Genomic DNA, 21773 nt, shown 5'->3' with positions numbered 1-21773 from the left:
ATCAATCTACACCACGCCTCAGGCAGCCCCAACCATACTCAAGGTGTATTCGAGCGCTAGGGTGCATCGGGCTATACGTCAATCGCACACCCGGCGCCTCGTCCAACGGATCAGGCAACCGGGCGTCAGGGTGAAGACGCTTTCAAGGCTTTCTTTCCGCACCTCTTCGCCTCATATTTCTATCGTCCATCATTGGAGTGAGACACATGGGACTTTTCGACGGCATTCTCGGTCAGGTCAGCGAACACGCGGACGTGACCAATCTCGCGACGAAGCTGGGGCTCGATCCGGCCGTGGCGGAAAAGGCGATTGCCGCACTCGGCATCGCGCACCAGCAGGACGGTGACACCGCGCAGCTGGCGGCGGAGCGCAGCGGCCTCGACGTGGGCACGATCCAGCAGCTGATCAGCCAGATCGGCGGCGAGGGTTCGCTGACCCAGTTCGCCAGCGCCATCGCCTCCGACCCCGGCAAGGCGGCCAGCTTCTTCGACAAGGACGGCGACGGCAGCGTCATGGACGACCTCGCCGGCATGGCGAAGGGCCTGTTCGGCAAGTCGTGAACCTATCTGCCCTCCCGGATTCCGTCCGGGAGGGCAGCGTACCTACTACTTCTTCTTCGTAGCGATATATTCGCTGACGTTCTGCGCCAGCACGTCGAGCGGCACGTTGCCACCGTCCACGATCGTCTGGTCGTAGTCGCGCAGATCATAGGCCGAGCCCAGCGCATCCTGCGCGCGCTTGCGCTGCGCCACGATCTGCGAGTGGCCCATCTTGTAGCCGCAGGCCTGACCCGGCCATGAGCAGTAGCGGTCCACCTCGTTCACCACTTCCTCGCGCTTGTTGCCGTTCTTCTCCATGAAGAAGCGCACCGCCTCCTCGCGCGTCCAGCCCTTGGCGTGAAGGCCGGTGTCCACCACCATGCGACAGGCGCGGAACGCCAGTGACTGCAGGTAGCCCAGCCGTCCGACCGGATCGTCGTCATAGGCGCCGAGTTCGTCGGCCAACTGCTCGCCGTAGAGCGCCCAGCCTTCGGAATAGGCGTTGAACGCCAGGATCGAGCGGATCAGCGGCAGGCGGTTGGCATATTCGCCCTGCCAGACGTGGCCGGGGATCGCCTCGTGGTGGACGAGGGTGGGCAGGTCGTACTTGCGGTGCAGGTCGGTGCTGCGCAAGTTGATCCACATCTTGCCGGGTACGGTGCCGTCCTTGGAGCCCGCGCCGCCATAAGCCGTTGGCGCGCCGGGCTCTTCGGAGAGCGGCAGGCGGCGGACCTCGACATTGCCGGGCACGAGTTCGCGGAAGGCGCGCGGCATCTGCGCGCGTATCCAGTCGACGCGCTTCTGGATGAACGCGAGGATCTCGGCGCGCCCCGGGTCGCCCTCGGCGAACAGGAAGCGCTTGTCCTCGCCCAGCGCGGTCATCCGGGCGCCGACGGTGCCGGTGGTATAGCCGAGCGACTTCAGGATAGGGTCCATCCGGGCATGCAACTCGGCGAGTTCCTGCAGGCCGCGCTGGTGGACGTCCTCGGGCGGCACGCGGGTCGTGGTGCTGGCGCGCAGTGCCCAGGCGTAATATTCGGAGCCTTGCGGCCTTTCGCGCATGCCGGGATCGCTCTTCGCGAGCCCGCGCTGGCGCTGGAGTTCGGCAAGCTGGCGCTCCAGCGCAGGCATGACGTCGGCGGCGATGATGCGGCGGGCGTCGGTGGCCCAAGTGCCGCTCATCTTGCCCGTACGCCCGGCGATCGAGGCGGCGAGGCTGCCGCCGTCCTTGCGCGCGTCGGCGATCGTGCTGGTCATCTGCGCGATGGCGCGGTCGAGCAGGAAGTCTGGCGGCACCAGGCCTTTGGCGGCGGCATCGATGATCCGGCCGCGCTCGCCGTCGAGCTGGTCGTCCAGTTGCGACAGGCGCGCGATCCACGCATCGGCGTCGGCAGGCGTGTTGACGGGATGGTCGGCATCGAGGAAGCGCGGGGCATCGAGATAGGCGCCGACGTTCTGGATGACGACGTAAGGCGTATTGCGCCAGCCGCCCACCGCGACGTCGCCATAAGGCAGCGCGAAACCCTCCAGCGCGGTGGCGAAGGCGCTTTTCACTACGGCGATGCTGGTGCGCGTGGAGTGGTCGAGCCCCTTGGCGTTGAACGCCTCGATCCGGGCGAGGCCCTTGCGCAAGGTGGCGGCATAGGCATCGCGCCCGGCCTGCGAGCGGTCCTCCATGCGCGAACGCAAGGCGTGGTGAGCGCCGGTATCGACTCCGAGCCCGGTGGCGCTTTCGGGCACGTGGTCGAGGAGGCTCCAGGCGATCTCGTCAAGCAGCGCGGCGGCATCGGGCCGCGCGGGAGAAGTCGCGAAAGCGCGGGCCGGCAGGGCGGCGGCGGCGGTTCCGGCCGCGAGCAGGTGGATCGCGCTACGGCGGGAAATCGAATGGGAGGTGTGGCTCATGCCCGGACGATGGCGAGGCGGTTCGCGGGTGTCAAACCGCTGGATGGGGTGGGGTGTCCTGCTTTCAGAGCACACCGCTCATGCTGAGCTTGTCGAAGCACCGGGCCATGCGCCCAGCCTATGGGCCTTCGACAAGCTCAGGCTGAGCGGGGATGGAGAAGCTGAAGTACGAGACGGTTCGCCTTCCCGCGATCTTGCTCTAGGACAGCGCCATGGACATCGCTCTCTCGCTTCTCGTGCTCACCGTCATCGCGCTCGTGCTGGGAGCGATCGCGCTGCTGCGGCGCGGCGGCTACCGCAAGCAGGCGGTGCTGATGCTGGTGCTGGCAGGGGTGATGATCGTCAACATCGCGATCTGGACGCTACCGGGCCGCGATGGCCGGTCGCTGTCGAGCGAGGCGAAAAAGGAACAGGCGCCGGAGTGATGCTCCGACGCCTGCGATGAATTTTCCTGACCTGACGGATTACTTGATCGGGCAATCCGGCGCGAGGCGCATGTCGAGGTAGTTGTCGACCGAGCGCATCAGTTCGGGCGTCTCGTGCTCGAAGAAGTGGTTCGCGCGCGGGATTTCGTCGTGATGGATGGTGATGTGCTTCTGCGTGCGCAGCTTGTCGACCAGCTTCTGCACCGCGTTCGGCGTGACGACCGTATCGCCGGTGCCCTGGATGATGATGCCCGAAGCCGGGCAGGGCGCGAGGAACGAGAAGTCGTACATGTTGGCCGGCGGCGCCACCGAGATGAAGCCGCGAATCTCCGGACGGCGCATCAGCAACTGCATGCCGATCAGCGCGCCGAACGAATAGCCCGCGATCCAGGTGGTCGAAGCCTCGGGATGGATCGACTGCACCCAGTCGAGCGCCGCCGCCGCATCGGACAGTTCGCCGATGCCGTTGTCGAAGCTGCCCTGGCTGCGGCCGACGCCGCGGAAGTTGAAGCGCAGCGTCGCGAAACCGCGCGCCACGAAGGTCTTGTACATGTGCTGGGTGATGCGGTCGTTCATCGTGCCGCCCGCCTGCGGGTGCGGGTGGAGGATCATCGCCACCGGCGCGCGCGGGCGCGTTGCGGGCTGGAAACGACCTTCGAGACGACCTTCGGGACCGGGGAAGATGACTGCGGGCATAGGTGTTTGCGGCCTGACTTGTTGAAACTCCCGCGAGTCGCTGTGCAGCGATCCGTCGCGGGAGTGGAAAAGAGGAAGGTTGGCTATATAGAAATATTCGTCCCAAAAACAACTTCGCAAGCAATGTCTCAGGCAATGGCCCTCCCGAACATCTATCTCGACCACGCGGCGACCACGCCGATGATGCCCTGTGCACGCGACGCCTGGCTGGAGGGAGCGGCGATCTGGGCCAATCCGTCGAGCCCCCACGCGGCCGGTCGCGGTGCCCGCGCGGCGCTGGAGGATGCCCGCGCGCGGGTTAAGGCGGCGCTGGACTGGCAGGGCGAGGTGATCTTCACTTCGGGTGCCAGCGAGGCGCTGGCGCTGGGTCTCGGCCGGGCCAAGGCGGAGCGGCGTCTGGTCTCGGCGGTGGAGCATGATGCGGTATTCCGCGCGGCGCCGGATGCGCAGGTCATTCCCGTCCGCGAGGGCGAGGTGGATCGCGAGGCGCTTGCCGCTGCGCTTGCCGGGGCTGGACGGGCGGTGGTCGCGGTTCAATCGGTCAATTCCGAGACGGGGACGGCGCTGCTGTCCTATGCGGACAATCTATTGGCGGAGCAGGTGCGTGAGAGTGGCGGCCTGTTCCTTGCCGATTGCTCGCAGTCGGCGGGGAAGTCCGCTTTGCCCGATGCCGACATGGTGGTGCTTTCGGCGCACAAGCTGGGCGGCCCGATCGGCATTGGGGCGCTGCTGGTGCGCGACTTCGCGATGATCGAGCCCAGCGGCGGTCAGGAGCGCGGCTACCGCGCGGGGACTGAGAACCTGCCGGGCGCGCTGGGTTTCGCGGCGGCGCTGGAGGCGGGCGGCGTCGAAAGCTGGGCCACCAGCGCGGAGCAGCGCTTTGATTTCAGGAACCGACTGTCCGAACATGGGGAAGTAATCCAGCCCGGCGTGCAATGCTGGCACATCTTCGCCGTTGCCGCGCCTAAGATTTCTGCGACGGCAATGCTGATCCGCATGGATGCCAAGGGTTTCGCGATCTCGGCCGGAAGCGCCTGTTCGTCGGGCACGCTCAAGCAGAGTCGGGTGCTGCAGGGCTTCGGTATCGATCCCGATACGGCAAAGCGCACGGTCCGCATCTCGCTGGGCTGGAGCACGACGCCCGACGAACTGGACGCCTTCGCACAGGCCTGGGCCGAGGTGAACGCATGATCTACCTCGATTATCAGGCGACCACGCCGCTCGCCCCCGAAGCGCGCGAGGCGATGCTGCCCTGGCTGGCCGGGCCGGAGTGGGAGCGCGGCGCGGGAGGTTTCGCCAACCCGCATAGCCCTCATCGCCCGGGCCGGGCTGCTGCCGCCGCCGTCGAGGTGGCCCGCGCGCAAGTCGCCGCGCTGATGCCGCCGGGCGGCAGGGTGATCTTCACCTCGGGGGCGACCGAGGCGATCAACCTTGCAATCCTCGGCAGCGGTGCAAGCCGCCTCGCGGTCTCGGCGATCGAGCATGCGGCGGTGCTCGATACCGCGCGCAGCGTCGATGCCGACCTGACCGTGCTGCCGGTCGATAGCGAGGGTCTCGTCGACGGCGAGGTGCCTATGGGAAATGCCGATCTCGTCGCGGTTATGCAGGTCAACAACGAGATCGGAACCGTCCAGCCGGTCGACCGTCTCGCCGAGCGGGCGCAGGCTGCCGGTGCGCTGTTCCTGTGCGACGCGGTGCAGGGCGTTGGCAAGGTCAGGGTGCCGCTGGGTGCCGCTATGGTAGCGTTGAGTGCCCATAAATTCCACGGTCCGAAGGGCATCGGCGCGCTGTGGCTGCGTGATGGGCTCGACCTCAAACCACTGATCCGCGGCGGCGCGCAGGAGCAGGGACTGCGCTCGGGAACGCTGAGCCCGATGCTCTGCGCAGGCTTCGGCGCGGCCGCGAAGCTGGCGAAAGAACGCATGGAGGAGGATGCCGTTCACGTTGCCGGTCTGTGGGAGCGGGCGAGGGAAATTCTTTCACGCTGGACACTTAACGGATCGGCGACGCAGCGCTGGCACGGCAATCTCAACGTGCGCCTCGACGGACTGGACGTCGCGCGGCTGATGTCGGACCTGCGCGACCTCGCCTTTTCGGCAGGATCGGCCTGCGCCAGCGGATCGGGTAGACCGAGCCACGTGCTGCAGGCACTGGGTCTTTCGGATAGGGATGCCAAAAGCTCTATCCGTCTGGGATTCGGGCGATATAGTGAACTAAGGGAAATTGAGGATGCCTGCGCCAGAATAGAAGCCGCTGCGGCGGCGCAGGGAGTATAACTTGGTTGATGTCCTGTTTGTGAATATCGACGGATCGCGGGTTTCGGCGCAGGCCGAGCCGGGATCGCGCCTGCTGGAAGTGGCTCAGAACGCCGGGATGCCGCTCGAAGGAACGTGCGAGGGCCAGATGGCCTGCTCGACCTGCCACGTGATCATTTCGCCCGACTGGTTCGATAAGCTGGTCCCGGCTTCGGACGACGAGGAGGACATGCTCGACCTCGCCGCCGGGGTGACGCGCACCAGCCGGCTCTCCTGCCAGATCCAGCTGACGGATGCGCTGGACGGGATCGCGGTGCGCATCCCCGGCGTCGTCAGGGACATGCAGATCGGCTGACCCTCATCAATCGGCCGAAGAGCGCCCCCGCCAGCGCAGCACCGCCCAGCGAATGGCGAGGCCGACGAGGCCCAGCGGAATCGCAACTGCGCCCAGCATGATCAGCATGGCGACGATCGTGCCCAGTACCGAACCGACGCTGCCCAGCGCTCCCCGGATCGGCGCGAGGAAGCCGCCACTAGCGGGCGATCCCGCTTCGTAAGTCAGGTTCACGCGGCTGAAGTTCACGCGGTTCTGCATTTCCGCCAGCCAGCTGCGCGCCTGATCGATTTCCTCGTTCACTTGCGCGACGCCGCGCTCGGCCTCGACCAGTTCGGCGACGGTGCCCTTGCGCGTGGCGAGCACTTCCATCAGCCGGTCGCGCAGCACCGTGCGGGCGCGAAGCCGCGCTTCGGTATCGACCATCTGCTTCGACAAGTCCTCGCCCGAGATGCCGCCGGACACCTGGGAGCCACCGGCGCTCCCCGCGACCCGGCCGAGTTCCGCCCCGAAAGCGCGTGCACGCGGTGCGGCGACTGCCAGCGACAGCGAGCCTGAAGCGTAGTTCCCCTCTGCGCTACCCTGTTTCATGTCGAGGATCTGGCACTGCGTCGGTCCCATTCGCTCGCACATGTCGGCCTGCTTGCGCTGGACTTCGGCGATGCGGTCGGCCGGCAGGCGATATCCGTATTCGTAGATATAGGCGATGCGAGGGGCGTTGGGTGCGCTGACGGAGATCGCTTCGGACTTCTTGCCCTCCGCGCTCTGTCCGGCCGTCGGCGGCTCCTCGCGGATGTCCACGGTGGTCGCCTGCTGTTCGGAAGCAGGCTCGCTGCCGCAGCCGGAAATCGCGGTGGCGAGAAGGATCGGCAGCAGCAGCGAACGGCGCATCTTCATCCTCTTGAAACTCCCGCGATTCGCGTTCGAAGCTATCTCAGTCGCAAGTTCTGGAAAACGGCCGAAATCGGCTTTGGCCCCGGGCAGGGCGCTGCTAGTGTCCCGCCACCATGGTGACCACGACAGACGACGAATCCGATCCCTTCGACGCCATCGTCGATGCGCCCTTCGATGCGGCGCTGTCCGAGCGCTATCTCGTATATGCGCTGTCCACCATCACCGCGCGCTCTCTGCCGGACCTTCGGGATGGCTTGAAGCCGGTCCACCGCCGCCTGCTCTGGGCGATGCGGCAGCTCAAGCTGGACCCGGCCAGCGCCTACAAGAAGTCCGCCCGCGTCGTCGGCGACGTCATCGGTAAGTACCACCCGCATGGCGACGCCTCGGTCTACGACGCGATGGTGCGTCTCGCGCAGGATTTCTCCCTGCGCTATCCGCTGGTGCAGGGCCAGGGCAACTTCGGCAACATCGACGGCGATAATGCGGCGGCCTACCGCTACACCGAAGCGCGCCTGACCAAGACGGCGATCCAGCTCATGGCCGGGCTGGACGAGGGCACCGTCGATTTCATCCCGACCTACAATGGCGAGGAAAGCGAGCCGGACATCTTCCCCGGCATTTTCCCGAACCTGCTGGCGAATGGCGCGACCGGCATCGCGGTGGGCATGGCGACGTCGATCCCCAGCCACAACGTCGCCGAGATCATCAACGCCACGCTGCTGCTGATCGACAATCCCCATGCCGAGCATGCGCAGTTGATGGAGGTCTTCAAAGGCCCCGACTTTGCGACCGGCGGCCTCGTTGTCGACAGCCCCGAGGCGATCAGCCATGCTTACGAGACCGGCAAGGGCGGTTTTCGCGTGCGGGCGCGTTTCTCGACCGGACGCGGTGCGGACGGAGCGTGGGAAGAGACCGGCATCGAAAAGCTGGGCTCGGGCCAGTGGCAACTGGTGGTCACCGAAATTCCCTACATGCTGCCGAAGGGCAAGCTGATCGAGCAGATCGCCGCACTGATCGGCGACCGCAAGCTGCCTATCCTGGAGGACATCCGCGACGAGAGTGACGAGGAAATCCGTCTCGTCCTGGTGCCGAAGAGCCGCAACGTCGATCCGGAACTGCTGAAGGAAAGCCTTTACAAGCTGACCGACCTCGAAAGCCGGTTCAGTCTCAACCTCAACGTGCTCGATTCTCACCGTACGCCGGGGGTTCTGGGTCTCAAGCTGCTGCTGTCGGAGTGGGTCTATAGCCAGATCGACATCCTGCTGCGCCGCACCCGGCACCGACTGGAGAAGATCGCCTCGCGCCTCGAACTGGTCGCGGGCTACATCATCGCCTACCTCAACCTCGACCGGATCATCGAGATCATCCGCACCGAGGACGAGCCCAAGCCGGTGATGATCGCAGAGTTCGAACTGACGGACCGCCAGGCCGAAGCCATCCTCAACATGCGCCTGCGCTCCTTGCGCAAGCTGGAAGAGATGGAACTGCGCAAGGAGCACGAGGAACTGCTGAAGGAGCAGGACGACCTCAACAAGCTGCTCGAAAGCCCGGCTCGCCAGCGCACCCGCATCAAGCGCGATCTGACGAACCTGCGCAAGGACTATGCCGAGGACACCGCGCTCGGCCGCCGCCGCACCACGATCGCGCAGGCGACCAAGACCGTCGAGTTCTCCATGGATGCGATGATCGAGAAGGAGCCGGTGACGGTGATCCTCTCCGCGCGTGGCTGGATCAGGGCGGCCAGGGGGCATGTGGCTCTGGATGGCGACTTCAAGTTCAAGGAAGGTGACGGCCCGGCCTTCGCGTTCCATGCGCAGACCACCGACAAGATCCTGATCGCGCTGGACAACGGGCGGTTCTACACGCTTGGCGCTGACAAGCTGCCCGGAGCGCGCGGTTTCGGCGAGCCGATCCGCACGATGGTCGATATCGATGCCGAGGCGCATATCATCGAGGCGATCGTCTACAAGCCGAAGGCGCAACTGCTGCTGGCTTCCAACATCGGGCGCGGCTTCGCGGCGGAGATGGACGAACTGCTCGCCGAAACCCGCAAGGGCCGGGCGGTCATGTCCACCAAGCCCGGCGTCACGCTGACGACGGTGCGCGAGATCCCGGCCGAGCACGATCACGTCGCGGTGGTCGGCGACAACCGCAAGCTGGTGATCTTCAGCCTCGAGGAACTGCCGGTCATGGCCAAGGGGCAGGGGGTCACGCTCCAGCGCTACCGCGATGGCGGCATGGCCGATGTGACGACGCTCAGGCTGGAGGACGGCCTCTCGTGGACCATGGGCGGCGAGAGCGGCCGCACGCGAACCGAGAAGGACATGGCGCTGTGGAAGGTTGCGCGCGGTGCGGCCGGGCGCTTGCCGCCGAACGGGTTCCCGCGGGACAACAAGTTCCAAGGGTAGTGTAATGCTGCCGGGGCGTCGACAAGCTCAGCCTGAGCGGGATTCATAGCCCAATCTATCAAAACCGCTCAGGCTGAGCTTGTCGAAGCCCCGGGAGGCGTGCGCAAATCAGTTCTGCTGCACATCCTGTGGATGATGCGGCACCAGGATCAGCGTCTTGCCCTCGACGCGCCAGCTGGCGAGCCGCGACAGCAGGTTCATGCCGATGACATTGGCGTCGCCGAGCCCCGGCGCCACCACCGCGTCGATCTCGCGCGCGACGACGCTGCCCATGCGCAGTTCGTCGATCACCGCCAGCTGGGCCTCCACTGTTCCGTTAGCCGTGCGCATCAGCACCGAGCGGTTGAGCGGATTGGCCTTGAGTCTCGCCTCCTGCGCCGTAGCGGGCGAGATCGCCGTCAGCGTCGCGCCGGTATCGACGAGGAAATCGCGCTTCACGCCGTTGACCGTGGCGCTGATCCAGAAGTGCCCGTCCGGCTGCATCGGCACCCGCGTCTCGCCGCCCGCGACGCTCTGACGCTCGATGCCGAACTGAGGCAGGGCGAAATCGGTGCCGGTGGTCAGGCGCGTGACTTGCGCGATCGTCAACAGCATCGCGGCGAGCAGACCAAGGTTACCCACCCCCCGCAGCAAACTGCCGAGGAGTGGTAGCGGCCGACGCAGCATTCCGCCGATCACGCTCGCGACGATGCCCGCGAAGGCAAGCGCCAGCAACGGCTGCCCGGCAAGGAAGTTCAGGATGTCGGCAAGGTCCATGGTCGATGGGTCTATCATACTGCAGCTTTCGCGGCGCTGACTGCGTCGTCCGGGCCTAGTGCCTCTTTAGGCGAGGGCGGGCGGCAAGCAAGGCGCGCGAGGCGACGTAAGTTGGGCCCGGATCAGGTCCGGGGCGATGGGGTTTTCGGCGTCAGAATAAGGCGGTTGCCCTCAACCCGCCAGGCTGCCAGCTGCGAAAGTAAGTTCATGCCGATGACGTTGGTATCGACCTCGGTGTCGGGGCCGATGGCGACAGTCAGGGCATTCGCCTCGATCCCGCCGAAGCGCAGCGAATCCGCCGTGCCGCGCCGAGCGACGATCGAGCCGTTGGCGGTCTCCAGGATCATGCCGCGATCCTCCGGATCGGGCTGGATGCCGACCCTTTGCGCTACACGCTGCGAGACGCCCGTATACGTAGCCCCGGTGTCGATCAGGAATTCGACCGGCTCGCCGTTCAGTTGCGCCTCGACCCAGAAATGCCCGTCTGCGCGCATGGCGACGACGGTTTCCTTGCCGACGATCTCTGCCGGGCGGGTGGCGTCGAGCCAGAGCGCCGCCTCTGACCGGCCGTTGTGGCCAGCCAGTTCCGCTACCGTGAGCAGCAGCGCGGCGATCAGGCCGAGGTAGGCGCAGTTGCGCATAATCCGCCCCAGCCGGGGGTTCCCCGCGGCAATCATACCGGCAGCGACCGCGAGCAGGATCGCCGCGATCGTCAGCGACAGCAGCGGCTGCCCGATCAGGAAGCCGGTCAGCTCGTCGAGATTCACGCCAGCGGTTCCTCCGCCAGAACCTCGTCGAGCAGGACATCGACGCGCTCGCCTTGTGGGAAGCCTTCGGCGATCCAGCGGTCTTCGACCCGGCGTAGAATACGCGCCACATCAGGCCCTGCGCCTACCCCGCGTGCGACGATCTGTCCGCCCTTGAGCGGCATCGTCGGTATTTCCCAGCCTGCGAGTGTCGAGACGTCCGCGCCTGCGATCAGCAGTCGATCCAGCGCGCGATCCCGTCCGAGACGATAGGCGAGCGCACGCGGCTCTCCGGGCGATCCCTCACGAGCGGCGGCGAGGGCGAGGCGCTTCTTCTGTGCTGCGGAAAGGCGGAATCGCGCGGCGACCTGCTCGGCCAGTGTGGGTTGCGGCGGCAGCAGCGCTGCCAGTCGGCGGATCGCCTCGGGCGCGATGCCTTGCATGCGCTCGGCCGCGACGAGCACGGCGAGGGCGTCCGGATCGGCTTCCGGCAAGATGACCTCAAGTACACCGAGTTCGCGCATCCGCTGTACCGTCGGCGCCGGATCGGGAAGGCCGAGCAGGTTCATCGTCTCCATGCCCACCCGCTCGCGCGAGAGGCCCTTGAGCGTCGCAGCCAGTTCCGAGCAGGCGGCTTCCGCTTCGGTATCCGCAGGCGAGGAGCCGAAGCGGGCCTGGAAGCGGAAGTAGCGCAGGATGCGCAAGTGATCCTCGCGGATGCGCTGGCGGGCATCGCCGATGAAGCGCACGTGGCGGGCAGAGAGGTCGGCGAGGCCGTCGAACCAGTCGTGGATTTCGCCGCCTTGCGGATCGGCGTAAAGTGCATTGATCGTGAAGTCGCGCCGCGCCGCATCTTCGCGCCAGTCTTCGGCGAAGGCCACGGTGGCGCGGCGGCCATCGGTCGAGACATCGTGGCGCAGCGTGGTGATCTCCACCGGGCCGTGGGGAAGCACGGCGGTCACCGTGCCGTGTTCGATGCCGGTGGGGACATTGCGGATGCCGGCGGCATCGAGGCGCTCGATCACCGCCTCTGGCAGAAGCACCGTGGCCATGTCGATGTCCTTGACCGGCAGGTCCAGCAGCGTGTCGCGCACCGCGCCCCCGACGTAGCGGGCATTGCCCTCGCCCAGCGCGGCGACGAGACCGAGGAGGTCTTCGCGGTGCATCCACGGCGCATTCAGGGTTTCAGGCATTCGAGGATCTTTCGAGCCAGTTCAGGCGACCGGCAAGGTTGTGGAGGATAGCCCCGGTGACACCCCAGATGACGTGGTCCTGGCGGGTGTCGTTCCAGACGATTTCGATGAAACTGTGGCGACGCCCCTCGAACTCTACATTGCGGGTCGCCTGGTTGGCGGGATCGAGCACGAAATCGACCGGAACCTCGAACCACTGCGCGACTTCGGCGGGGTTGGGCCGGATTTCGAGATCGGGGGGGACGATCCCGACGACCGGCGTGATCTCGTAGCCGCTGCCGGTGCGGTAGACGTCGCTGGTGCCGATGACGCGGACGTCGCCGGTGCGGATGCCGAGTTCCTCGTTCGCTTCACGAAGGGCTGCCTCGACGGCATCTTCGCCGGGGTCGATGCGGCCGCCGGGAAAGGCGATCTGGCCCGGGTGCGCGCGCATGTTCGAAGGCCGATGGAGCAGCAGTATACCGGGACGCTCGCGCTCGGTTATGGCGATAAGCACGGCGGCGGGGGTGAACCGCGCAATGTCGTGGATGCGCGGATCGCTCCACAGGCGCGGCGGCGCGTCGGCGTGGCCCGCCTCGAGGCGGCGAGAAACCTTATCGTACAATGCGCTCATGCGGGGACCAGCGCGAAGCGGGCGCCGTTGCTCGTCACCGACAGATCGTCGCTTTCCAGCGCGATCTCCGCCAGTTGCGCGTAAGTGCTGCGATTGAGCCTCGCACGCGTGCCATGGCGGACCGCGACGTACAGCGCGGGTGTCTCGGTATCGCCCTCCGCCGTGATCGGGTGGTCCGGCCCTGCAATGACGAGGTCGTCGGTGTTCAGGCGGAAGGCGAGGGTGCCCCCCTCGCGCTTGACGTCGATCGCGATAAACGCCGCATCCTCGACTTCGATGGAGAGCTTCTGGACCGGCGTGACCAGCCAGTGCTGCCCGTCTGCGTCACAAGTCAGCAGCGAGGCGAAGGCGCGGACCATCGCCGGCCGGCGGATCTCGCCGCCCTGATGAAACCAGCGGCCGTCGGCGGCGATGCGCATCTCGCTGTCGCCGGTCTCGGCGGGCGACCACTGATCGACCGGCGGGAGTTTGCGCGCGGCGACCAGCCTGGCCACCTCGTCCAGGCTCAGCGCGGCAAGTTCGGGGGGAGGTTCATAAGGCATCGTCTCGCGATGCCAGATAGGGCCTCGCGCGCCAAGGTCCAGTGTGGCTCGTGGTGCCGCAAGCTCAACTGCGACCCTGCGCGTTCAGCGGAGCCAAGGACCCAGCATGCCGCGCTCGGGCAGAACGGCGATGTTGGCGCAGCGCACCAGCAGACGGCGCCGTTCGAACGGTCCGGGCAGTTCCCAGCCCTCGGTGCCCTCGTTGGAAAAGCCCCAGAAGCGGCCGTAATACTCGGGATCGCCGATCATGACCTGCGGCAGCGGCGCGCGGTCGTCGATGCTGGCCATGCTGGTCGACATCAAAGCCTGACCATAGCCCATGCCCTGATGGCCGGGCATCACCGCGACCGGGCCGACCATGATCATCGGGAAGGGACGCCCTTCGGGCGTGTTGAGCGCGACCGGCCAGCACTGGATCGTGCCGACCAGCATCTCGGAGGCGTCGAGCGCGGCAAAGCTGAGCGCCGGCAGCCAGTCCGTGCCTTCACGTACTTTGTAGGCCGTACGCTTGTGGCGCTCCGGCTCGAACGCGGCGTCGAGCAGCGCTTCGACGAGCGCGGGATCGACATTGTCGAGCGGAATGATCGTGGCGGCTTCGGAATGGATCTGGGTCATGGCGCGCGCGCGATAGGTGGCGCGCCGCGGTTTGTCGATTCAATTCGGGTTTTCAGCCCGCCGGGGTGAGCCTCAGCAGGTGGCCGCTTTCGGGGCCTTCGCCATCCTCCAGCAGCCAGATCGCGCCGTCCGGGGCTTGCCGGATTTCGCGGATACGGTTGTCCATTGGATAGCGGGTCTCCTCGGTTGCCTTGGTCCCGTCGATCGAAACCCGCACGAGGCCGGTGGCGACCAGACCCGTGATGATCGCCTGCCCCTTCCATCCGGGGAAGAGGTCTCCGCTATAGAAGATGAAGTCGCCCGGCGCGATCACGGGATTCCAGCTGATTGCAGGCTGCGCGAGATCGGGGCGCGTCGAATTGCGCGGGATCGGGCGGCCGTCGTAATGATCTCCGTCGGACACTAGGGGCCAGCCGTAATTGGCGCCCGGTTTGACGAGGTTCAACTCGTCGCCGCCGGCGGGGCCATGCTCTAGGTCCCACAACCGACTCTGCGCATCGAAAGCCAGGCCGAGAATGTTGCGGTGGCCGTAGGACCAGATCTGGTTGGTCGGCGCGGGTTTGTCGGCCCAGGGATTGCCTGGAGCCGGCGTGCCGTCCGGCAGCAGGCGCAAGACCTTGCCGAGGTTGGTGCCGAGATCCTGTGCGGGCGTGAATTTCTGCCGCTCTCCGGACGCCACGAACAGGTAATTACCGTCGGGCGAGAAGCGCAGCCGGTGCGAGTAGTGGCCGCGCCCGGCAACCTTGGGCGTCTGGCGCCAAATCACCTTGAGGTTCTGCAGCGCACATTGGGTTGCACCATTGCAGACGAGGTCGGCCTTGCCCACTGCCGCGCCGCGCGTGTCGCCCGGTCCGGCTTCAGCCCAACTGAGGTACACGATGCGGTGGTCCAGCGTGGTTTCCGTCTGGCCCGGCGCAAACACGAAGTCGCCGAGGCCGCCCTGGCCGCCGTAATCGACCTTGGGAACGCCCTTCACTTCACTGATGCGACCGTCCGGCGCGCGCAAACGGATCGTACCCTTCTTTTCGGTCACGACCAGCGTTCCGGTGCCTTCGTCGAAGGCCATGGCCCAGGGTTCGTCGAACTGCGCGAGCGTTTCCACCTTGAAGGGCGTGCCGGCTTCGGAGGCAGGCGCCTTTTCCCCGGTGGCGGCATTGCCGCAGCTTGCGAGTGTTAGCGCCAGCGGCGATAGGGCGAAAAGGAGACGTCTTGCGAACATGCCGAGCCCAATGCTTGCACCTTTCACGAGTTCCCCGAGCGTGCCTTCGGCAACGAAACGTTACGTGATCGGTGTCGACGAGGCCGGTCGCGGCCCGCTTGCAGGGCCGGTTGTTGCAGGCGCGGTCATGCTCTGCAAGCCGCGCCCCTCCGGACTGGACGATTCCAAGAAGCTTTCCGCGATGCGCCGCTCCGAACTGGAGGCAACCATCAAGCGCCGGTGCCGCTGGGCGGTCGGCGTGGTCGATGTGGAGGATATCGATCGCCTCAACATCTTCGGCGCGACGATGCTGGCGATGACGCGCGCGGTGGCGGCGCTATGTGCTACGCTGGGCGAGGAGCCGCACGAGGTGCTGGTGGACGGCAACATGACGCCGCATGGTCGCCGCGAGGAATGGCGCTGGAATGCCCGCGCGATCGTCGGCGGGGATGCGATCGAGCCTTGTATCTCGGCGGCATCGATCATCGCCAAGGAGCACCGGGACCGCCTGATGCGCGATCTTGCGCTGGTGCATCCGCATTACGGGTGGGAGCGCAATGCCGGTTACGGCACGCCGCAGCATCTTGCTGCACTGCGAGAGCATGGGCCCACCCCGCATCACCGGCGCAGCTTCGCTCCAGTGGCTCAACTCACGCTGCTTTAGGCTGCGAGCGCGAGGTCTTCGGACTTCGGTGCCTCGATCCTGGCCTCCGGAACGGCGGCGTCCTGCGCGGGCTTCTCGGCCAGACCGGCGACGTAGCGCTCGGCAAGGAGCACGTCGCGGCGATACGAGAAGTAGAGTGAGATAAGCGAAAACATCTGACGACCTTTATGGATATGTGCTTGCTGCGCTGCAGCATCGAGGGTCATTTGGGCTTCACGGCCGATTGCTGCAAATGCAACGTATCGGATGGGTGTTGCATAAAACTGCACTATCAATTCCGGGGTGTGACAAAAAGTTATCCACGAGTCGCGTGAGTCACACCCACTACATCTTGAGTCATGGCGATTCGCGGCGACTCAAGATGTAGTGCCGGATTCGTTTTGTTCCGCTTGGCTGAACACGTGAATCACAAGGATTCACCACGAGTCGCGGCTTGACGGCGAGTCTCGGATGAATCACTTAGGGGGTCATATCCACAGTTTATCTCATCGGAGCAGTCATGGGTCAGATCTTGGTCAAGGAACGCATTCGGGCACGGGCGCCTGCGCCCACCCCGAAGGAGCTGCTTCCGCTCGGCCGCATCCTGACCGGGGACTGCATCGAGGCGATGCGTACCATTCCCGACGCTTCGGTGGACATGGTCTTCGCCGATCCGCCGTACAACCTGCAGCTCGGCGGCGACCTCGCACGCCCGGACGGCAGCCACGTCGACGCGGTGACGAACGACTGGGACAAGTTTTCCAGCTTCGCGACCTACGACCAGTTCACCCGCGACTGGCTGACCGAGGCGCGCCGCGTGCTCAAGCCCGAGGGTTCGTTGTGGGTGATCGGGTCGTATCACAACATCTTCCGCCTCGGTGCGATCATGCAGGACATGGGGTTCTGGATCCTCAACGACATCGTGTGGCGCAAGGCGAACCCGATGCCCAACTTCAAGGGCACCCGCTTCACCAACGCGCACGAGACGCTGATCTGGGCGAGCATGGGCGAGAAGTCGAAGTACACCTTCAACTACCGCGCGATGAAGACGCTCAATGACGAATTGCAGATGCGCTCGGACTGGGTGCTGCCGATCTGCAACGGAGCCGAGCGTCTGAAGAAGGGTGGCCGCAAGGTCCACCCGACCCAGAAGCCGGAAGCGCTGCTCTACCGTGTGATGCTGGCGACGACCAACAAGGGCGACGTCGTGCTCGACCCGTTCTTCGGCACCGGCACCACCGGCGCCGTTGCCAAGCGCCTCGGCCGCGAGTGGATCGGCTGCGAGCGCGAGAGCAACTACCGCGAAGCCGCGCTGGAGCGCATCGAGATGGCGCTGCCGCTCGACGAGAGCGCGCTCAAGACCATGCAGTCCAAGCGCACCGCGCCCAAGGTGGCGTTCGGCACGCTGATCGAGACGGGCTGGATACAGCCGGGCACGCAACTGTTCGACAAGAAGCGCCGCCACGTTGCATCCGTGCGTGCGGACGGCTCGCTGGTGTCGGGCGACCTCAACGGTTCGATCCATGGTGTCGGCAAGGACCTGCAGGGCGCGCCTTCGTGCAACGGCTGGACCTATTGGCACCTGGAGCACGAAGGCCAGATCAAGCCGATCGACGCGATCCGCCAGCTGTACCTGCTCGCGACGGAGCCGTGAGGTGGCGCAGCGCCTGGGTTGATGCTGTCTATCCGGTAGACCGAGAACGTCGAAAATCTGCTACTCGAGCCGCTGAAGAAAATTCAGGCCGAACAATCGGCCGCGCGTGAGCGCGACCGGGAGATCATGACACGTCTCGGTTTGCTGGAATCGATGATTGCGCGCATCGGCTGTGATAACGCTCATGCTTATGAGGAGCAGATCAAGGACCGGCACGGGCTCGACGCCTTGAAAGAGCGTGTTGAGCGTTTGGAAAGGGGCCTCGAACTCGGGAACTGAGTTGGTTCCTTATCGTCGTGACCCGAGCTAAGGCGCGGTCATGACCCGCAAACTCTATATCCGCCCGATCGCCCTCGCCGACAGCCCGCAGAGCGAGGAGGGCGGGGCCGTGCGTCTCGGCGGGGCGATGGTCTGGGCGAGCCGCTTCGCGCTGATCCTGCGGGAAGGTGGCAAAGTTATCGCGCGCGAGCGGGTGTCCGCCTCGCAGATGCCCGCTGCGTTGGCCGCGCTCCCCGCCGACCTCGGCGCCATGGCAGAGGCGCAGTGGGCGAACTTGCGCAAGGTGCATGCGCCGATCCAGTGCGGCGCGCGGACGATCCGGTTCGAGCAGCCGCAAGTCATGGGCATCCTCAACATGACGCCCGACAGCTTTTCCGACGGCGGCAGGTTTCTCGACAATCTCGAAGTCGCCGCCGCCCATGCCTCGGCCATGCTGGAGGCGGGCGCGGCGATCGTCGATCTTGGCGGAGAATCCACCCGTCCCGGAGCGGCGGCCGTATGGGAGGGCGACGAACTCAAGCGGGTCGTGCCGATGGTCGAGCGGCTCGCCGCGATGGGCGCGGCGATCAGCGTCGATACCCGCCGCCCCGCCGTGATGGAAGCGACGTTGACGGCGGGCGCACACATCATCAACGACGTCTCCGCGCTCCGCTACGATCCGCGCAGCCTGCAACTGGCGGCCGAGTCCGGCGCTCCGGTGGTGCTGATGCATGCGCCGGGCAAGGCCGAGGACCTGCATTCGGGTGCCGATTTCGACGACGTCGTGCTCGACGTGTTCGACTGGCTGGAGGCGCGGCGCGATGCCTGCGTGGCGGCGGGAATCCCGGCTGACAGGATCATCATCGACCCGGGGTTCGGCTTCGGGCTGACGCTGGGGCAAAACCTGACGCTGTTCAACGCGCTGCCGCTGTTCCATGCGCTCGGCCAGCCGCTGCTGGTGGGCGTCAGCCGCAAACGGATGATCGGGGCGCTCTCTAACGAGGCGCCCGCGCACCAGCGGCTCGGCGGCTCGGTGGCGCTTGCGGTGAAGGCCATGGATGCCGGTGCACACATCCTGCGGGTCCATGACGTGCCGGAAACGGTACAGGCCGCGCGTGTGTGGAGGGGGCTGCGCGATGCCGCGCTGACCGACTTCTCACAATTGCCGCAATAGCCGTTACAAATCTGGACGAGGCATGAACCGCAGGTTTCTGCCGGATGAACGGCAGGTCCGAGTTCTGTGACCCTGTCATCACAACCCGGTGCTGCACTGCAAAACGTCCCGCTGAATGCTCGTTTCGTCCTTTCGCCTGACGAAAATTGCATTCGTGACCGTTTGTCCTTCCGACAGTGAGGCAATTCCGCCTCGCACTGGAAAGCGACAAAGGGGATTCACCCATGAAGCAGACCATCATCATCCGCGCCGCTGCCGTGGCGCTCGCCATCGTTCCCGCTACCGCCATGGCCGTCGTGCCGGCAATGTACGAGGAGCGGGTCGCCCGCGTCGAGGAGAACCGCATCATCCAGACGCCGATCGGCGGCATCGAGGGCAAGCACTGGTTCAACTACCGCGCGAACGTGAACGAGAGCCAGAAGGAGCTGGCCACCGATCTGCGCAAGGCCAGCGACATCGAGGATCAGCGCGACGCCTGGGAGGAATATGGCAGCGAACTGCGGCACGAACGCGGCACTTACGCCAAGGCCATGGCGAAGCGCGGTTACCGTATCCCCTCGGTCATGATCGAGGGTCTCTGAGCCTTTTTGAACAGTCCCCCCGGACAACGAACCGGGGTCGCGCTTCTGGCGCGGCCCCGGTTTTCATAGGTGTTCCAATCCATCATGCGACTTCTACGCGCAGCCGTTCGATGCGGGAGGTGCGCAGTTTCCAGCCCTCGTCGTTTCGTACGTAGGTTTCATGGTAACGTCCCCAGCCGGTCAACCGGGTAAAAGGGCCGCCCGGCGGCAGGAACAGCCGGTCGGTGAAAGCCCATATCCCGCTGGCGGCGGTCTCGCTTTCAACGGTGATGTCGGGGTCATGGCCCTGATGCACGGTGACCATGTGCGGGCCGCCCGTTTCACGAGCGTCGGGCCAGTTCAAGCGGCCTTCCATCACCTTGTTCATGGCGGGGAGGTGGTCGATGCCGCTGGCCGGGTCGGTGCAGCACCCGCGATAGTCGAGCACACAGTCCTCCGCGAGGATCGAGCGGACGAGCGCTGAATTGCGATCGTCCACGCCGCGAAAATACCGGGCCTTCACTTGCCTGATGGCCTCGATCGCGGCGAGGCGTTCCATCGTATCCACGTCCACCTCTCCCACGTTCCTATGCGGGAAGTCTGGACAGATCAGGCGGCGTTGTCGATGCCCAGCTCGGACAGCTTGCGGTAAAGGGTGGAGCGCCCGATGCCGAGACGCCTTGCCACTTCGGTCATGCGGCCACGGTAAAGGCCTATGGCAAGGCGGATGACGTCGGCCTCTATCTCATCGAGCGGGCGCAAGTTGCCGTCGGCGGTGTAGAGCATGACGCCGGAGCTTTCCGGCATCTGGGGGGCTGTGGACAACCCTGTGCCCAATATGTTGAGAAGTTGCGGAAAATCTTCCGAAGTCAGCGCATCGCCGTCGCAGAACACGGCTGCGCGGAACAGCACCGCCTGCAACTGGCGCACGTTGCCCGGCCAATCGTAGGCGGCCAGCAACGAGAGCGCGCCGTCGGCGATGCCCAGTTCGCGAAGCCCCGGCTGCTCGCCGATGCGGGCGAGGAAGAAGCGGGTGAGGGCGGGAATATCGCCCGTCCGCTCGCGAAGCGGCGGCAGCAGGACCTTGGTGGGCGACAGCGCCGTTAGCAGTTCGGGCATGAAGTTGCCCTGGTCGGAAAGGTCCGCCAATGGGAGGTTGCTCGCGGCGATCAGGCGCACGTCCACCCGGAACGAGTGGCGGGCACCGATCGGGCGACAGTCGCCTTTCTTCACCGCTTCGAGCAGGCGTTCCTGTACCGATTCGGGCAGCCGGTCGATCTCGTCGAGGGCGAGGGTGGCGCCGTCGCAGTGCTGGAGCGCGCCGATCTGGCGATCGAATGCGCCGGGGAAGGCGCCCTTTTCATGGCCGAACAGGACCGACTCGATGGAGTTGGCTGGTACGCCGCCGATATTGATGATCCGCAGCGGCATGCGCGAGCGCGGCGAGGCGGCGTGCATCGCGCGGATCAGCATTTCCTTGCCCGATCCGCTCTCGCCCTCGATCAGCACCGGAGAATGGCCGCGCGCGGCCTTGGCGGCGACGGCCAGCGCCTTGCGGAAGTTGGGCGCCGCGCCGATCATCGATTCGAAATCGGGGTTGGACGGCATCTTCTCGGTCAGCGGCGCAAGCTCGTCGCGCGGTGCCTCGCGCGTCGTCGCAGAGCGCAGGGCGTGCATCAGCCGGTCGGGCGCGACCGGCTTGACGAGGTAATCGGTCGCCCCCGCGCGCATCGCCTCCACCGCAAGCAGCGGCGAGGTGCTGGCGGTCAGCATCAGGATCGGGAGGGCCGGACGGCGGGCCTTAAGCTCGGAAATCAGCGCGCAGGCGTCGTCGCCGGGCACCCACTGGTCGAGGATAATTGCCGAAAGCTGCATGCCCTGCCGGGTGCCGAGCGTGGCGATCGCCGTCTCGGCATCGCGCACGATCAGGGTACGCCACCCCTCGCGCGAGGCGAGTGCGGAGATCAGGCGGCTCTGGGCCGGCTCATCGTCGATGAGCATGAGGAGGCGCTGGTCAAGGTCCGCCATGGTGGTGTCGCTTCGTGTCGCCTCTTCGCTTTCTGGAACTTGAACTTACGGCAAACGGGTAAAGAGCGGATTAAGGCTGCGGTTGGAACGCGCGGAACCGGATGTTCATGATCGGTTAGTGACGCCGTCATGGACCTTCTTCGCCCTTGAGCGGCAAGCCCGGCCCGGTTAGTGTCCACTGGAAAGCAAACAGTTTTGGGGAAAAGAGACAATGGCTTCGGGTAACGACATCAAGGCCGCGACCGAGACCTACAACGGCTTCATCAAGGCCGCCACCTGGAGCACCGGGGTCATCATCGTCATTGCAGCGCTGGTCGTCGGTCTGATCGCCTCCTGAGCG

The 21773-nt window shown here is 65.8% G+C and carries 25 protein-coding genes; 12 read left to right on the top strand and 13 right to left on the bottom strand.

Annotated elements, in window-relative coordinates:
- Positions 1-206: 206 nt before the first annotated feature.
- The gene (locus tag HWN72_RS08090) at positions 207-560 is read left to right on the top strand and encodes a hypothetical protein (protein WP_008829463.1); all 354 of its coding nucleotides are present in this window, start codon (positions 207-209) and stop codon (positions 558-560) included.
- A gap of 45 nt (positions 561-605) precedes the next feature.
- Here HWN72_RS08090 and HWN72_RS08085 read toward each other — a convergent pair whose 3' ends face one another.
- A complete protein-coding gene (locus HWN72_RS08085) occupies positions 606-2441 on the bottom strand; it encodes a DUF885 family protein (RefSeq protein WP_008829462.1) in 1836 nt (611 codons plus the stop codon).
- Positions 2442-2653: 212 nt separating this feature from the next.
- On the opposite strand from HWN72_RS08085, the gene HWN72_RS08080 reads away from it, so the two are divergent.
- Positions 2654-2866 (top strand): hypothetical protein, encoded by a 213-nt coding sequence (locus HWN72_RS08080; protein ID WP_008829461.1) that lies wholly within the window; start codon positions 2654-2656, stop codon positions 2864-2866.
- Between the two features lie 39 nt (positions 2867-2905).
- Here the strand turns inward: HWN72_RS08080 and HWN72_RS08075 are convergent, their stop codons facing one another.
- On the bottom strand, positions 2906-3562 hold the full coding sequence (locus tag HWN72_RS08075; RefSeq protein ID WP_008829460.1) for an alpha/beta hydrolase: 657 nt from the start codon (positions 3560-3562) through the stop codon (positions 2906-2908).
- A gap of 135 nt (positions 3563-3697) precedes the next feature.
- Between HWN72_RS08075 and HWN72_RS08070 the strand changes: the two genes are divergently transcribed.
- From HWN72_RS08070 to HWN72_RS08060, 3 genes are read left to right on the top strand one after another with little or no spacing between them, the layout of a single operon-like run.
- The gene (locus HWN72_RS08070) at positions 3698-4753 is read left to right on the top strand and encodes a cysteine desulfurase family protein (protein WP_008829459.1); all 1056 of its coding nucleotides are present in this window, start codon (positions 3698-3700) and stop codon (positions 4751-4753) included.
- The gene (locus tag HWN72_RS08065; RefSeq protein WP_008829458.1) at positions 4750-5838 is read left to right on the top strand and encodes a cysteine desulfurase family protein; all 1089 of its coding nucleotides are present in this window, start codon (positions 4750-4752) and stop codon (positions 5836-5838) included. Before HWN72_RS08070 ends, HWN72_RS08065 begins: the two co-directional genes overlap by 4 nt.
- Position 5839: 1 nt before the next feature.
- Entirely contained in the window at positions 5840-6172 is a 333-nt protein-coding gene (locus tag HWN72_RS08060) for a 2Fe-2S iron-sulfur cluster-binding protein (protein WP_008829457.1), read from the top strand.
- Between the two features lie 6 nt (positions 6173-6178).
- Here the strand turns inward: HWN72_RS08060 and HWN72_RS08055 are convergent, their stop codons facing one another.
- A complete protein-coding gene (locus HWN72_RS08055) occupies positions 6179-7048 on the bottom strand; it encodes a DUF4349 domain-containing protein (protein WP_069707731.1) in 870 nt (289 codons plus the stop codon).
- Positions 7049-7158: 110 nt separating this feature from the next.
- Here HWN72_RS08055 and parC point away from each other — a divergent pair, with 110 nt between their 5' ends.
- Positions 7159-9453, top strand: coding sequence for a DNA topoisomerase IV subunit A (gene parC / locus HWN72_RS08050; protein ID WP_211150014.1), 2295 nt, complete (start codon positions 7159-7161; stop codon positions 9451-9453).
- Positions 9454-9561: 108 nt separating this feature from the next.
- Here the strand turns inward: parC and HWN72_RS08045 are convergent, their stop codons facing one another.
- The 7 genes from HWN72_RS08045 to HWN72_RS08015 form a co-directional block, all read right to left on the bottom strand.
- Entirely contained in the window at positions 9562-10227 is a 666-nt protein-coding gene (locus tag HWN72_RS08045; protein ID WP_231958167.1) for a TIGR02281 family clan AA aspartic protease, read from the bottom strand.
- 104 nt (positions 10228-10331) lie between these two features.
- Entirely contained in the window at positions 10332-10976 is a 645-nt protein-coding gene (locus HWN72_RS08040; RefSeq protein ID WP_211150013.1) for a TIGR02281 family clan AA aspartic protease, read from the bottom strand.
- Positions 10973-12148: a CCA tRNA nucleotidyltransferase gene (locus HWN72_RS08035; protein ID WP_008829452.1), complete on the bottom strand. Its 1176-nt coding sequence runs from the start codon at positions 12146-12148 to the stop codon at positions 10973-10975. Before HWN72_RS08035 ends, HWN72_RS08040 begins: the two co-directional genes overlap by 4 nt.
- Complete coding sequence (locus HWN72_RS08030; RefSeq protein WP_036524645.1) at positions 12141-12761, bottom strand: CoA pyrophosphatase; 621 nt, start codon at positions 12759-12761, stop codon at positions 12141-12143. Before HWN72_RS08030 ends, HWN72_RS08035 begins: the two co-directional genes overlap by 8 nt.
- Positions 12758-13303, bottom strand: a complete 546-nt coding sequence (locus HWN72_RS08025; protein WP_008829450.1) for a DUF1285 domain-containing protein — start codon at positions 13301-13303, stop codon at positions 12758-12760. The genes HWN72_RS08030 and HWN72_RS08025 overlap by 4 nt, the downstream gene beginning before the upstream one ends.
- Positions 13304-13387: 84 nt before the next feature.
- Entirely contained in the window at positions 13388-13918 is a 531-nt protein-coding gene (locus HWN72_RS08020) for a GNAT family N-acetyltransferase (protein WP_008829449.1), read from the bottom strand.
- 52 nt (positions 13919-13970) lie between these two features.
- Positions 13971-15137 carry a PQQ-dependent sugar dehydrogenase gene (locus HWN72_RS08015; protein ID WP_008829448.1) on the bottom strand — a complete coding sequence of 389 codons (1167 nt, stop codon included), beginning with the start codon at positions 15135-15137 and terminating at the stop codon, positions 13971-13973.
- Positions 15138-15147: 10 nt separating this feature from the next.
- Here HWN72_RS08015 and HWN72_RS08010 point away from each other — a divergent pair, with 10 nt between their 5' ends.
- Positions 15148-15780 (top strand): ribonuclease HII, encoded by a 633-nt coding sequence (locus HWN72_RS08010; protein WP_051211457.1) that lies wholly within the window; start codon positions 15148-15150, stop codon positions 15778-15780.
- Here HWN72_RS08010 and HWN72_RS08005 read toward each other — a convergent pair.
- The gene (locus HWN72_RS08005) at positions 15777-15935 is read right to left on the bottom strand and encodes a hypothetical protein (RefSeq protein ID WP_155986203.1); all 159 of its coding nucleotides are present in this window, start codon (positions 15933-15935) and stop codon (positions 15777-15779) included. The two genes, HWN72_RS08010 and HWN72_RS08005, sit on opposite strands and share 4 nt — an antisense overlap.
- Before the next feature lie 344 nt (positions 15936-16279).
- Here HWN72_RS08005 and HWN72_RS08000 point away from each other — a divergent pair, with 344 nt between their 5' ends.
- The 4 genes from HWN72_RS08000 to HWN72_RS07985 all read left to right on the top strand — a co-directional run bounded on the left by HWN72_RS08000 (position 16280) and on the right by HWN72_RS07985 (position 19426).
- Complete coding sequence (locus tag HWN72_RS08000) at positions 16280-17413, top strand: site-specific DNA-methyltransferase (RefSeq protein WP_008829446.1); 1134 nt, start codon at positions 16280-16282, stop codon at positions 17411-17413.
- A gap of 126 nt (positions 17414-17539) precedes the next feature.
- Entirely contained in the window at positions 17540-17692 is a 153-nt protein-coding gene (locus HWN72_RS07995) for a hypothetical protein (RefSeq protein ID WP_156799761.1), read from the top strand.
- Between the two features lie 40 nt (positions 17693-17732).
- Positions 17733-18845, top strand: coding sequence for a dihydropteroate synthase (gene folP / locus HWN72_RS07990; RefSeq protein ID WP_008829445.1), 1113 nt, complete (start codon positions 17733-17735; stop codon positions 18843-18845).
- Positions 18846-19069: 224 nt separating this feature from the next.
- Positions 19070-19426, top strand: coding sequence for a hypothetical protein (locus tag HWN72_RS07985; protein WP_008829444.1), 357 nt, complete (start codon positions 19070-19072; stop codon positions 19424-19426).
- An 82-nt stretch (positions 19427-19508) separates the two neighbouring features.
- Here the strand turns inward: HWN72_RS07985 and HWN72_RS07980 are convergent, their stop codons facing one another.
- Entirely contained in the window at positions 19509-19964 is a 456-nt protein-coding gene (locus tag HWN72_RS07980; RefSeq protein WP_248005877.1) for a nuclear transport factor 2 family protein, read from the bottom strand.
- A gap of 50 nt (positions 19965-20014) precedes the next feature.
- A complete protein-coding gene (locus tag HWN72_RS07975; protein WP_211150011.1) occupies positions 20015-21433 on the bottom strand; it encodes a sigma-54 dependent transcriptional regulator in 1419 nt (472 codons plus the stop codon).
- Positions 21434-21644: 211 nt separating this feature from the next.
- Here HWN72_RS07975 and HWN72_RS07970 point away from each other — a divergent pair, with 211 nt between their 5' ends.
- Positions 21645-21770, top strand: a complete 126-nt coding sequence (locus HWN72_RS07970) for an aa3-type cytochrome c oxidase subunit IV (RefSeq protein WP_081798950.1) — start codon at positions 21645-21647, stop codon at positions 21768-21770.
- Positions 21771-21773: the final 3 nt, after the last annotated feature.

Source organism: Novosphingobium sp. HR1a (assembly GCF_015594425.1).
Lineage (GTDB): Bacteria > Pseudomonadota > Alphaproteobacteria > Sphingomonadales > Sphingomonadaceae > Novosphingobium > Novosphingobium resinovorum_A.
Note: the sequence above shows the minus strand (reverse complement) of the source record. Positions and strands in the feature narration are given on the sequence as shown.

What these genes read in the sequence shown, in the direction of transcription:
- HWN72_RS08015 (WP_008829448.1), bottom strand. Translation starts at nt 15,137, where the DNA reads ATGTTCGCAAGACGTCTCCTTTTCGCCCTATCGCCGCTGGCGCTAACA.
- HWN72_RS07995 (WP_156799761.1), top strand. Translation starts at nt 17,540, where the DNA reads ATGACACGTCTCGGTTTGCTGGAATCGATGATTGCGCGCATCGGCTGT.
- HWN72_RS08085 (WP_008829462.1), bottom strand. Translation starts at nt 2,441, where the DNA reads ATGAGCCACACCTCCCATTCGATTTCCCGCCGTAGCGCGATCCACCTG.
- HWN72_RS08090 (WP_008829463.1), top strand. Translation starts at nt 207, where the DNA reads ATGGGACTTTTCGACGGCATTCTCGGTCAGGTCAGCGAACACGCGGAC.
- HWN72_RS08065 (WP_008829458.1), top strand. Translation starts at nt 4,750, where the DNA reads ATGATCTACCTCGATTATCAGGCGACCACGCCGCTCGCCCCCGAAGCG.
- HWN72_RS08045 (WP_231958167.1), bottom strand. Translation starts at nt 10,227, where the DNA reads ATGATAGACCCATCGACCATGGACCTTGCCGACATCCTGAACTTCCTT.
- HWN72_RS08035 (WP_008829452.1), bottom strand. Translation starts at nt 12,148, where the DNA reads ATGCCTGAAACCCTGAATGCGCCGTGGATGCACCGCGAAGACCTCCTC.
- HWN72_RS07980 (WP_248005877.1), bottom strand. Translation starts at nt 19,964, where the DNA reads ATGGAACGCCTCGCCGCGATCGAGGCCATCAGGCAAGTGAAGGCCCGG.
- HWN72_RS07970 (WP_081798950.1), top strand. Translation starts at nt 21,645, where the DNA reads ATGGCTTCGGGTAACGACATCAAGGCCGCGACCGAGACCTACAACGGC.
- HWN72_RS08075 (WP_008829460.1), bottom strand. Translation starts at nt 3,562, where the DNA reads ATGCCCGCAGTCATCTTCCCCGGTCCCGAAGGTCGTCTCGAAGGTCGT.
- HWN72_RS07975 (WP_211150011.1), bottom strand. Translation starts at nt 21,433, where the DNA reads ATGGCGGACCTTGACCAGCGCCTCCTCATGCTCATCGACGATGAGCCG.
- HWN72_RS08030 (WP_036524645.1), bottom strand. Translation starts at nt 12,761, where the DNA reads ATGAGCGCATTGTACGATAAGGTTTCTCGCCGCCTCGAGGCGGGCCAC.
- HWN72_RS08000 (WP_008829446.1), top strand. Translation starts at nt 16,280, where the DNA reads ATGGGTCAGATCTTGGTCAAGGAACGCATTCGGGCACGGGCGCCTGCG.
- HWN72_RS08025 (WP_008829450.1), bottom strand. Translation starts at nt 13,303, where the DNA reads ATGCCTTATGAACCTCCCCCCGAACTTGCCGCGCTGAGCCTGGACGAG.
- folP (WP_008829445.1), top strand. Translation starts at nt 17,733, where the DNA reads ATGACCCGCAAACTCTATATCCGCCCGATCGCCCTCGCCGACAGCCCG.
- HWN72_RS08055 (WP_069707731.1), bottom strand. Translation starts at nt 7,048, where the DNA reads ATGAAGATGCGCCGTTCGCTGCTGCTGCCGATCCTTCTCGCCACCGCG.
- HWN72_RS08070 (WP_008829459.1), top strand. Translation starts at nt 3,698, where the DNA reads ATGGCCCTCCCGAACATCTATCTCGACCACGCGGCGACCACGCCGATG.
- HWN72_RS07985 (WP_008829444.1), top strand. Translation starts at nt 19,070, where the DNA reads ATGAAGCAGACCATCATCATCCGCGCCGCTGCCGTGGCGCTCGCCATC.
- HWN72_RS08020 (WP_008829449.1), bottom strand. Translation starts at nt 13,918, where the DNA reads ATGACCCAGATCCATTCCGAAGCCGCCACGATCATTCCGCTCGACAAT.
- parC (WP_211150014.1), top strand. Translation starts at nt 7,159, where the DNA reads ATGGTGACCACGACAGACGACGAATCCGATCCCTTCGACGCCATCGTC.
- HWN72_RS08080 (WP_008829461.1), top strand. Translation starts at nt 2,654, where the DNA reads ATGGACATCGCTCTCTCGCTTCTCGTGCTCACCGTCATCGCGCTCGTG.
- HWN72_RS08010 (WP_051211457.1), top strand. Translation starts at nt 15,148, where the DNA reads ATGCTTGCACCTTTCACGAGTTCCCCGAGCGTGCCTTCGGCAACGAAA.
- HWN72_RS08005 (WP_155986203.1), bottom strand. Translation starts at nt 15,935, where the DNA reads ATGTTTTCGCTTATCTCACTCTACTTCTCGTATCGCCGCGACGTGCTC.